Genomic DNA, 10912 nt, shown 5'->3' with positions numbered 1-10912 from the left:
CCTCCGCGACCACCCAGGTGGTGTGGATCGACGACGACTGGCGGCTGAACCTGCCCAGCAACGACACCGCCACCATCACCGCCCTCGACGCGCTGCCGTCGGAGCTGGTCGACCTCGAGGAGACCCGCAAGTGACCGAGCAGAACACCACCGGCCAGACCGGGGACACGAACACTTCCTCACTCGAGGGCGCCGAGAACGAGCGCGCCTCGGCAGCAACGAAACTCACCAACGGGTTGGCGGCAGTGGCCGTGATCGTCGTCGTCGGTCTCGTGCTGAGCATCGTGATGCTCTTCCGCGGTGACGATGCCGAACCGCTGGTCTCGCTCGACCCGACCACCGACAACGGGGCCACCGCCCGACTCGACGACCTCCAGTTCATGCCGGAACCCGTCTTCGACAAGCTCCACCGCGTCATCTACGTGCCGCTCGACCCCCACGGGGTGATCCTGTCCGACACCCTCGCCACCGGGAACCGGCCGGTCGAGCAGGCACCGAGTGGGGTGATGCTCCAGCGCATCCACGGCAACATGGATCTTCCGTTCTCGACCTCCGACGGCCCCACCGGGTTCACCGACAACGGTGTCGCCACCGGATTTTCGCACACGGCGCAGGGAGCGGCGCTGGCTGCAGCCCACTACATCGGGTACGTCGCAGCCGGGGACAACCGGGTCGAGATGGTCACCGAAGCAGGCCGGGTGTCGGACCCGACCGGACAGTTGTCGGGAGTCAGGCTGGCCGACGACACGCCGACTGCGGTGATGCCGATGGTCAACGTGACTTTCCATCCGGATCTGACCCTGGTGAAGTTCGGCGCCACCGTCGAGCGGCCGAACGGGGCTACCGAGATCAGGGTGGTGAAGATTCCGGTGGTGTGGCGCGAGGGTACCGGTTGGGTTGTCCAGCTGGACTCGACCGCTTTTGGTACCGAGTTCGAGCCGGTGTCGTCCGAAGGGTGGCAGCAGTGGTGGTAAACCGCAGCCTGCCCCCAGTCGTTCTTCGGCTGGTTGCCGTGCTCTGCGCTGTCATGGTCGTCGGCATCGGCGCAGCGGGTGCGGCCTTCGCCCAGGACTCCGAGCCCTCGGGGGATTCGTCCGGGGGCAGCATCGACAGTGCCGAGGTCGAGGAACAGGGCGATGGGGACTTGGGTTTCGACTGGCTGGAAACGGGTGCTGGGGCCTTGAGCTGCGCCAGCACCGCCGGGAACGTCGTCGGCGCGCTGGGCGAGATGGTCTTGGATGTAGACATTCCCGACTGCGTGGACGCAGCCGGCAACGTCGTCGATGCCGGTACGGGCGCGATCGAAGACGGCATCAATGACGCCGCTGCGGGCGCGGTCGAGAAGACCGCGCTGTGGATCGGTAATGCCGGTGTGGCGGTGTTGAAGTTCGCTCTCGGGTGGTGGATCACCGGCACCGAGATGGACGGGGACACCTTCCAGAGGACCGTGGCCACGGTCAACGACTACACCTTCTACATCCAGGTCTCCGCCTTGTCGTTGTCGCTGATCCTGCTCGGCGGGCGTCTGGCGCTGGCCCGGTCGGGGGCGATCCGCGACACCTCGGAAGAGGGCCTCAGGCAGATGGCCCGTGCGGCGGTGCTCGCCGGGGGAGCATCGACGCTGATCGTGCTCGGCACCGAACTGTCCGACCAGATTTCGGCCTGGTTCATGGACAGTGCGGTCGGCTCCGATCCGTCCCGCCTGGCCGAAGCGATGGTGTCGATCTACCTGTACTCCGGTCCGGCCGGTGTGGGCCTGCTGTTCCTGATCGGCATCATCGGCATGCTCGGCGGGTTGATGATGGCGTTCTTGATGCTGCTGCGCACCGGCATCCTCGTGCTCATGGCAGCGGCGCTGCCGATCGCGGGCGCGGCCGGAGGCACCAAGGTCGGCAGCCAGGCATACGAGAAGATGCTGGCCTGGACGATCGCGTTCCTGCTGGTCAAACCGGTCGGAGCGTTCGTGATCGGGGTCTCGGCGATCCTGTTCCTCGAGGCCACCCCGACCATCACCGACCCCGAGAACGGCGACGGGTTCATGGCCCTGTCCGGGGTCATCACCTTGTGCGCCGCGGCCCTGGTCCTGCCGTCCTTGATGCGGTTGATCGTCCCGAACATCGGCGCACTCGGTGGCGGCGGCAGCGGTCTGGCGGCCGCCGCGGGATTGGCGGGTGTGGTCGGTGCGGGCGCGAAAACCGCCGGGATGATCGCCAGCGGCGGTGCCAGTGGCGCAGTGTCCGGCGCAGCATTCACTGCGACGAAGCGAGGCGATGACGATGGTTCGCCTCCTGGGGGTGGGGCTCCTCCCTCCGGTGCCCCGGTCGGCTTCGGTGCCGCAGGTGCAAGCCCGGCGGGCAATCAGCAAGGAACTCCGCAGGGCAACACCTCGGGTGCCTCTGGTGGGGGAGCCGGTGGGCAACCCGGTGGCAATGCGACCGGAACCCCCAGCGAGGGATCGCCGGAGAACGCAGCCTCCGCTGCCCCTGTCGCATCGGGGGCCGGCCACCAATTCCACCGAGGGGGATTCGAGCAATGAGCGGCGAACCGACTTTCCATACCTACGGCAACTGGCGCCGACCCCGCGAAACGGGCCTGCTCGGTGCCACCTTCGGCACCTCGATCGCCGCGATCGCCGCCGCAGCCACCGTCATCATCGCGGGTCTGTTCTTCGGCCTGCGGGTGTCGTTGCTGCTGGCGATCCCGGTGATCGTGTGCTTCATCCCCCTGGTCATCTCCCGTGACGGGCGTTCCGGTTACGAAAGGGCACTGATGCGACTGCAGTTCTGGCGCGGCCGCCGTCGCGGTGAGCACACCTACGCCTCGGGCACGTTCTCCCGCGTTCCCGGCCGGGCGTACCGGCTGCCCGGGGTGCTCGCCGACACCGAGCTGTACGAGGGCATCGATTCGGACGGGCGCACCTTCGGGATGATCCACATGCCCAGCCGGGGTGCCTACACGGTCGTGTTCGACGCCTACCCGCAAGGTGCGGAGGCCGTCGATCAGGACGTGATCGACCACTACGTCGGCAACTGGGCGCAGTTCCTGTCCGCGGCGGGGGAGACCTCGGACATCCTCGCGGTGGTCACCACCGTCGAAACCCTGCCCGAGACCGGCATCGAGCTGTACGAGACGGTCCACCAGAACACCCGCGCCGATGCCCCGCAGCTGGCCCGCGACGCGGCCTACCAGCTCGCCACCGGGCTGACCACGGGCGGGATCCGTCTGGCTGCGCGGATCGCGCTCACCTTCGAGGCCAAGACCACCGAGCGCAGGCAGGACCCCTCCGAGCAGGCCGTCGAGCTCGGCCGCCGGCTGCCCGGCTTGACCGCGGCCGCGGCACGGTCCGGGGTGCCGTGCTCACCGATGGACGCCGACGAGATCATGGCGTTCGTGCGCCGCTCCTACGACCCGGCCTCGCTCGTCGACGTGGAGACCGGCCTGCACTCCGGCGACGGCACCGGATTGACCTGGGAGGACTGCGGTCCCCGCACCGCCCACGAAAGCCCGGACGGCGGCAAATACGTCCACGACGGCGCAGTCTCGGTGACCTGGGAGATGCGCGAGGCCCCCAAGGGCGCGGTGACCGAACGGGTGCTGGCGCGCCTGCTGGCGCCGAACGAGGCGGTGCCGCTCAAGCGGGTGTCGGTGCTCTACCGGCCGCATTCGGCCGGCGATGCCACCGACATCGCCGACCGCGACTACCGCAACGCGATGGCCGAGGCCCACGGCGGCTCGCTCAAGAACGGCTCGATCGCCTCGGCCAAGTCGCAGATCGAGGTCGCCGCCACCTCGCAAGCCCGCATGGAGCAGGCCCGCGGTGCGGGCATGGTGCGCTTCGGGGTGCTCATCACCGTCACCGAACCGGCCGGCAGCGCCGATGTGCCGAAGATCGACGCCCTCATCGAAGACCTCTCGCGCCAGAGCCGGCTGACGATCCGCCGCTCCTGGTGCTGGCAGGCCGCAGCGTTCGCGGCCTGCCTCGGTGTCGGGGTCCTCGCCCCCGACCACACCACCATTCCCAGCTTCCTCAGCAACTGACACGCAAAGGGCTATAGGCATGAGTGCACGCAACGCCACGAGATCGTCGCGGCTGCTCACAGCGGAGAAGATCGCCAAGACTCTGCTGCCGGACGACGAGCTCTCCCGCCTCGAAGAGCAGGCCGCCACCGCAACCGGACTCAAGAAGGCATGGAAGAAAAGCCTGGTCACCCGCCAGTACAGTCGCCGGGCGACGGTGGAGCGGTTGACCCGAATCAACACCGACGGCTTCGACCGACAGGTCGCCGATCTCGACGCCCGCGGATTCGACGGCCCCGGCGGGGGACGGATGTCCACGGTGATGCCCCCGGTCGAATACCGCGGCACGAGTGTGCAGGTCGCCGGGATCTACCCGTGGATCGTCGGCGCGAAGGCCCCGCTGCTGGGCACCCCGCTCGGCCGGCACCTGACCACCGGCGCCGCAGTCGGGTTCGATCCGCTCTACGCCTGGAAGATGAAGGCGATCACCGCCCCGTCGTGTTTCATCTGCGCCCTCAACGGCTTCGGCAAATCCACCCTGCTGCGCCGCATCGCCCTCGGCGACATCGCCCGCGGCACGCTCGTGCTCGTGCCCGGCGACGTCAAGCCGGACCTGCGGGTGCTCGCCGAGCAGGTCGGCGGGCAGGTCAGCGAGGTCGGCTACGGCACCGGCGCGATCAACCCGCTCGACCGCGGCCCGATCGGCGATGCGATCGTGAGGCTGCCCGCCGGCTCCCTGGAGCGGGAGAAGGCCGAGTTCGCACTGCACGCCCGCCAGCTCAACATGATCTGCGCGCTGCTCGAGATCGTCCGCCGCGGCCCGCTCAAGGACTTCGAGGAAACCCTGCTCGCCTCGGCGATCCGGCTGCTCTACGCACCGGGCTCGCAGTTCGACAACGACCACGCGGCCCGGATCGAGGACCTGCTGACGCTGATCTCGACCGGCCCCGAGGAGCTGAGGGACGACGCGGTGGCCGACACCGCCGAGGAATACCGCGGTCAGATCAAACCGCTGTTGCGCTCGCTGCGCGCGTTGGTCAAGGGCCGGTTCGGGGAGACCTTCAACCGGCACAGCACCGTGCGCATCGACCTCACCAAACCGATGGTCGATTTGGACATGTCCTCGGTGCCGCCGGGGGACGAATTGATGCGGGCTGCGGTGCTGCTCGCCGGATGGAACGAGGCGTTCGCGGCGGTGGAGGCGGCGCACATCCTGGCCGACAACCAGGTGCCCGGCGCGAAGTCGATCGCGGCCCACATCATCTTGGACGAGGTGTGGCAGGTGATCCAGACCGGCAGCTCGGCGGTGGCGCGCCTGGACGCGGTGCAGCGGTTGCAGCGGTCGATGGGCGTGGCGATGACGCTGGTCACCCACTCGCTCGCGGACTTCGAGAAGGTCGGCGCGCTGGGCATGATCGAACGCTCCCGCGCCCGGATCATCGGCCCGGTCCCCGAGGCCGAACTCGACCGCCTCGGTAAGTTCATGAAGTTCTCGCAGGCAGAACGCGCGATGGTCACCGGCTGGGCCAACGACACCACCTCCTCGGTGGACGAGAAGAAGACACTGCGCCAAGCCCGCCGCAAGGCGCTGGCCTCGGCTGACGGTGCTCCCGGCGTGGCGGACGGCACGCGCACCGCGGCCGGAGTCGGGCATTTTCTGCTCAAGCTCGGCGAGGGCGCGACACCCGGCACCCCGTTCAAGGTGTGGGTGCCCCAGGCGGAGAAGGACTCCGGGATTCACGACACCGATGCCCGTCTGCGGGCCGCCGACGAAGACCGGGGCACGGAGTTCGCAGCATGAGCCGGCGTGGCCGTCCCGGCACTCGCCGGTACACCCTGGTCGATGACCTCACCCGTGAGGCCGCGATCGAGGCGGTCCTTCAGCGCATGCAGGCCGGGGACAGCTTCACCGCCGCGACGCGAGCCGCCGCGGCGCAGCTGGATGTGGCCGAGACGACGGTGCGGGGCTGGGTCAACCGCTCCGGCCGTCGCCCGCGCCGCACCGAACGCGATGTCGCCGCGTTGGAAGCGGAGCTGGCGCTGGCGCAGGAGCTGAACCGGGCGTTGGCGCGCACGCACGGGGTCGTGGTCGAGGGTCTGAGTCTGCGGTGACAGGCAAGGGGGGCACCGGGCTGATCGCGCTGATCCTGGCGCTTACGCTCATTCCGTTCTTCCTGCTCCTCGTGCTGGTGATGGGAATTGCGGACGAGGAAGACCGCGAGAACGGCACGACCTGCCTCGGCCCCGGTTCGGGTGTGGGGTCGGGGGACCGGCTCGCCCCGAGGGGCTCGTTCCTCAAGCCGGTCGATCCCTCCGCGGTCACCCTCACCTCCAGGTTCGGTGAGCGGTGGGGGACCCAGCATCAGGGCATCGACCTGGCCGGCGCCGTCGGCACCCCCATCTATGCCTCGGCCGACGCGGTGGTGCGCCATGCCGGCCCCGCCAGCGGGTTCGGGCAGTGGGTGGTCCTCGACCATGTGCAGGGTGGGCAGTTGGTGTCCACCGTGTACGGACACATCGACACCTACACCGTCGAAGTCGGTGAGCAGGTCCGCGCCGGTCAGCAGATCGCCACCCTCGGCAACCGGGGCCAGTCGACCGGCCCGCACCTGCACTGGGAACTCTGGCCCGGCGGCTGGGGCACCGAAGCGGTGGATCCGCTGCCGTACTACGAAGCCGCCCCCGCCCCGGGACAGTCCTCGGCCGGGCCGACCACCCCGGTGCCGCCGGTCCCGTCCCAGGGGAATCTGGCGCAGCCGTTGCCGCCGTCGGCCGGCTCCGAGCAGGGCCTACAGGTCGATGCAAAAAAGGTCGCTCGCGCAGCCCACCTGACGTTCGGCGACCGGATCGCGGGTATCGGCGGGTGGCGCGCCGACGGCGGCTACGCCACCGACCACACCGAAGGCCGGGCCATCGATGTGATGATCCCGCACCACCGCTCCGGCGACGGGGTGGCCCTCGGGGACGAGATCACCGACTACATCCTGGCCAACGCGGATGCTTTCAATGTCGAATACGTGATCTGGCGGCAGACCTATTACCCCGTCGGGGGTGCCCCGAGCCTGATGGAGGACCGCGGCAGCGAAACCCAGAACCACTACGACCACGTGCACATCAGCGTCCGGGGTCAGGGCACCGACGAGAGGTTGGTGTCGTGGGGAGCGCTGCCCGGCGGCCGCGGCAACGCCACCGCCGCGGCCGCGGACTGCCTCGTCTCCGGTGAGGGACTGGGCGATCGGCTCGCCGACGGCACCGTGCCGGACGAGTTCGCGGTGTGGCTCGAGCGGGCCGGGTCGATCTGCCCGCAGATCACACCGTCGCTGCTCGCCGCCCAGCTCGCCGCCGAGAACGGCTTCCGCCACGGCACCGACGCTCCGGTGTCGGTGACCGGGGCGAGGGGACCGGCGCAATTCATGCCCGGCACGTGGGCGTCCTACGGCCAGGACTACGACGGCGACGGGACGGTCGATCCCAACAGCATCGGCGATGCGGTCATGGCCCAGGGCCACTACATGTGCACCATCGCCGCCACCGTCGACGGCGCGATCGCAGACGGGGTGGTCTCCGCACCGAACGGGCGCACCGAGCTGTACCTGGCCGGCTACAACGCCGGCGAAGGCGCGGTCCTGGCCTCCGGGGGCTTCCCGACCGGGCACACCGACTACGTGGTCCAGACCCGCCCCTACGCCGACACGATCATCGCCGCCGAACCGCAGTACCGGGCGATGAGCGACCAGTGAAAAGTGGTACGCCCGTGAGGATCACACGCATCACCGTCGCGGCGGTGTGCACCGCGGCCGCCGTCGCGTTGGCGGGCTGTGGCAGCGACACCCCCGACGGCCAGCACGTGCATGAGGGCAGCGACGACCACCAGGTGATCGAGTCGCTCTCGCCCCAGCAGACGGGCGCCGACCAGACCGCGATCACCGCCATGGGGATGATCCTGTCCTGGCAGCCCGCGATCGATGAGAGCAAGGCCGACGCGCTGCTCCGGGCGAAGGCGTATCTCGGCGGGGACCTGCTCGCCGTCGCCGAATCCGGCACCCGTGCCGAGGTGCGCCCGGATGCGGACTGGCAGCAGTGGGCGGCGTCGAAGGACGCGGTGGCCGCGACCTGTGTGCGGGCCGAGTCGACCCCGGCCGCACCGGCCGGGATGCGCACCCTCGTCATCGACGTGACCTGCACCCAGACGGTGCTGCACGCGAGCGGGCGCAGCACCCGCCTGACACCCCAGACCTGGCGCACCACCACCGTCCGCACCGACGACGGGTGGCGACTGACCGGCTACCGATACCAGCAGTAGAAGAGGCGCACGACCATGGCACAGACGCGACGCGACCGGCCCCGCACCTCCTCGGGCGCCGACGAGATGTTCCTCAAGGCACTTCCCGTCCTGGTGGTCGTGGCGTACCTGCCGACGATCGCCTACAACACCGGCGGGGGAAACCGCCCCACCTGGAATCCGATCGGCCTGCTGTTCGCTCTGGCACTGGGGGCGACGAGCTGGCCGGCCGGGGCAACCATCGTCCTCGGTGTCGAGCTGGTCCTGCTGGCGGTGGTCGCCGGGGCAGGCTGGTGGGCGCTGCGCCGGTTCGGGGTCCTCGAGACGCTCGAGGGCAAGCAGTTCGAAAAGCGCATCGATCGTCTCGCCCGCACGATGGTCGACCCGAAGGAGGTCGACGAGGCCGACCCGACGTACCTCGCCGCCTCCACCGACCGGCTCGCCCCCGCGATCCCGAAAAATCATCCCGGCTACCTCGGTATCCCCCTCGGTGACACCGTGGTCGGGGGTCGCACCGTGCGGATGACCTGGGAGTTCGTGGCGATCGCGTTCGCCGGCGCCCGGATGGGCAAATCCGCCGGCTTCGCGATCCCGGCGATCTGCCACGCCCCGGGAGCGGCGCTGGTGGCCTCGAACCGCGGCGATGTGTACTCGCACACCGTCGGTCTCCGCCGCCAGAGCGGGCGGGTATGGGTGTTCGACCTGCAAGGGGTGAGCACCGGTAACCGGCAGCAGCGCGCGAGTTTCTGGTTCAACCCGCTGCGCACGGTCACCGACCTGCCCTCCGCTGCGGCGGTGTGCGGCTACTTCATCTCCGCCGCCACCGACGCCGGTGCCCGGGTCGATGCCTACTTCGACGGCAACGCCCGGGACCTGTTCGCCTCCTACCTGCTCGCCGCCGCCCTGGCCGGCGGGGACATCCGACATGTGGTCGAGTGGCTGACCCACACCCAATCGCAGATCCCCCCGGCGGTGCTCGAGCAGTACGGCTACCCGGAACTCGCCCGTACGATGCGCGGCAAGCAGGCCGTCAACGCCAAGCAACGCGACGGCTTCTACGACATGGCCCGCCGCTTTTTGTCCCCGTTGGACGAACCTCGCTACGCCGACGCGGTCCTGCCGAACCGCCGGGTGGTCATCGGCACCGACACGAACGGCCAGGTCACCGTCACCCCCGGCCGCCGCGTTCACGACCTGCCGGAATTCCTCGCCGACGAGTTCGTCAAGCGCACCGACACGATGTACGCGATGTCGAAGGACGGGCCCGGCTCGTCCTCGGCGATCTCGAGTGCCCTGGTCGGCCAGATCCTCACCTGCGCCGAGGAATACTCCGAGCAGCAGCAATCGGAACGGATGCCGCTCCCGCTGACGGCGGTGCTCGACGAGGCCGCCAACATCTGCAAGCTCGAAGACCTGCCCCGCTGGTACTCACACTTCGGCGGCCGCGGCATCATCCTCATCACCTTCTTCCAGTCCCCCTCCCAAGGGGAGAAGGTCTGGGGCCGCGAAGCGTTCAAAGCCATGGTCGATGCGTGCAGCGTGATCTGGTACGGCGGCAACGTCGAAGACGACGCCTTCCTGTCCGGCCTGGTCGATGCCGTCGGCACCCACTACGTCGACACCGAATCCCGCAGTCGCCCCGCCGGCTTCTTCCCGGGCGGTCAGGCGAGCGTGTCGAGCAGCTGGCAGAAGGAAACCATCTTCGAAAAGCGGGACCTGCGAGCACTACCGAAAACCCGCGCCCTCGTCACGATCGGTGGCGCCACCCCGATCCTGGTCCGCAAAGCCTTCTGGGGCGACTTACCGTTCGCCGAGGCGATCCGCCAGTCCCAGCGCGAGAGCAACCAGCTCGCCGCAGCGGGGCAGAAAGCGCTGCCGGTCGGATACACCGACCAGCCCGAACCCGTGGCCACGGTGCTGCTGGACAAACACTGCGCAGGCGAGCCACCGACGGTCACCGGCCCCGAGCCCACCACCGAATCTCGCGCCCACGCGCTCTTCCACTCCGAATTTCTGACGAAGGACTGACATCATGGTTGCCCTCGACACCGCCGCATCCCAGGCGTGGGACACAAACAACGAAGCACCCGACAGCGACGCGTACGACGACACTGTCGCGCAGGACTACCAGGACGAGCCCGACGACACCGAGGAAGCGATCATCGAGCCGGCCTTCGCCAATGTCGTCGAGTTCGTCGAAGGGTTCTTCCTGCCGGTGATCCGCCGCCGCATCAGCGACAACGACGGCGGCATGTCCTGGGACCCGCGGTGGTGGGCCTACCCCGAGGTCCTCGCCCGACTGGCCGCACTGCACCAGGCATGGGAAGAAGCACGCGCCTCGGACTCGATGTCCGCCATGTCCTCCTGGTGGATACAGCACCTCGAACCCCACCTGCGGGTCATCCTCGACGGCGACACCGGACCGATGGCCAACGCCAAAGCCGACCGCAGCTTCATGGGCTGGCCGGCCATGCCCTCCGATCCCGTACCGCCAACGGTCCTCGACGCACTCTCGAGGCAGAACGAACGATGAGTGATGAGAGCAGGATCGAGCGTATGTCGTTCCTTCGTGCTGCATCTCATGGATACGGTCGATGCCGAACACAGCTGCCTC

At 69.0% G+C, this 10912-nt stretch carries 9 protein-coding genes; all 9 read left to right on the top strand.

What is annotated here, in order from left to right; translation table 11 throughout:
• Positions 1–130: 130 nt before the first annotated feature.
• From AIIKEEIJ_RS31340 to AIIKEEIJ_RS31300, 9 genes are read left to right on the top strand one after another with little or no spacing between them, the layout of a single operon-like run.
• Positions 131–973 (top strand): hypothetical protein, encoded by an 843-nt coding sequence (locus AIIKEEIJ_RS31340; RefSeq protein ID WP_161996035.1) that lies wholly within the window; start codon positions 131–133, stop codon positions 971–973.
• Entirely contained in the window at positions 964–2535 is a 1572-nt protein-coding gene (locus AIIKEEIJ_RS31335; protein ID WP_443217108.1) for a hypothetical protein, read from the top strand. Before AIIKEEIJ_RS31340 ends, AIIKEEIJ_RS31335 begins: the two co-directional genes overlap by 10 nt.
• Complete coding sequence (locus tag AIIKEEIJ_RS31330; protein WP_161996036.1) at positions 2532–4037, top strand: SCO6880 family protein; 1506 nt, start codon at positions 2532–2534, stop codon at positions 4035–4037. The genes AIIKEEIJ_RS31335 and AIIKEEIJ_RS31330 overlap by 4 nt, the downstream gene beginning before the upstream one ends.
• A 19-nt stretch (positions 4038–4056) precedes the next feature.
• The gene (locus AIIKEEIJ_RS31325; RefSeq protein ID WP_161996037.1) at positions 4057–5817 is read left to right on the top strand and encodes an ATP-binding protein; all 1761 of its coding nucleotides are present in this window, start codon (positions 4057–4059) and stop codon (positions 5815–5817) included.
• Complete coding sequence (locus AIIKEEIJ_RS31320; RefSeq protein WP_161996038.1) at positions 5814–6128, top strand: hypothetical protein; 315 nt, start codon at positions 5814–5816, stop codon at positions 6126–6128. Before AIIKEEIJ_RS31325 ends, AIIKEEIJ_RS31320 begins: the two co-directional genes overlap by 4 nt.
• Entirely contained in the window at positions 6125–7756 is a 1632-nt protein-coding gene (locus AIIKEEIJ_RS31315) for a peptidoglycan DD-metalloendopeptidase family protein (protein WP_161996039.1), read from the top strand. The genes AIIKEEIJ_RS31320 and AIIKEEIJ_RS31315 overlap by 4 nt, the downstream gene beginning before the upstream one ends.
• Before the next feature lie 14 nt (positions 7757–7770).
• The gene (locus tag AIIKEEIJ_RS31310; protein ID WP_010596719.1) at positions 7771–8319 is read left to right on the top strand and encodes a hypothetical protein; all 549 of its coding nucleotides are present in this window, start codon (positions 7771–7773) and stop codon (positions 8317–8319) included.
• Positions 8320–8334: 15 nt separating this feature from the next.
• Positions 8335–10326: a type IV secretory system conjugative DNA transfer family protein gene (locus AIIKEEIJ_RS31305; RefSeq protein WP_010596718.1), complete on the top strand. Its 1992-nt coding sequence runs from the start codon at positions 8335–8337 to the stop codon at positions 10324–10326.
• A 4-nt stretch (positions 10327–10330) separates the two neighbouring features.
• A complete protein-coding gene (locus AIIKEEIJ_RS31300) occupies positions 10331–10831 on the top strand; it encodes a DUF4913 domain-containing protein (protein ID WP_010596717.1) in 501 nt (166 codons plus the stop codon).
• Positions 10832–10912 lie beyond the last annotated feature (81 nt).

Source organism: Rhodococcus sp. YH1, assembly GCF_009939605.1.
Lineage (GTDB): Bacteria > Actinomycetota > Actinomycetes > Mycobacteriales > Mycobacteriaceae > Rhodococcus > Rhodococcus aetherivorans.
Note: the sequence above shows the minus strand (reverse complement) of the source record. Positions and strands in the feature narration are given on the sequence as shown.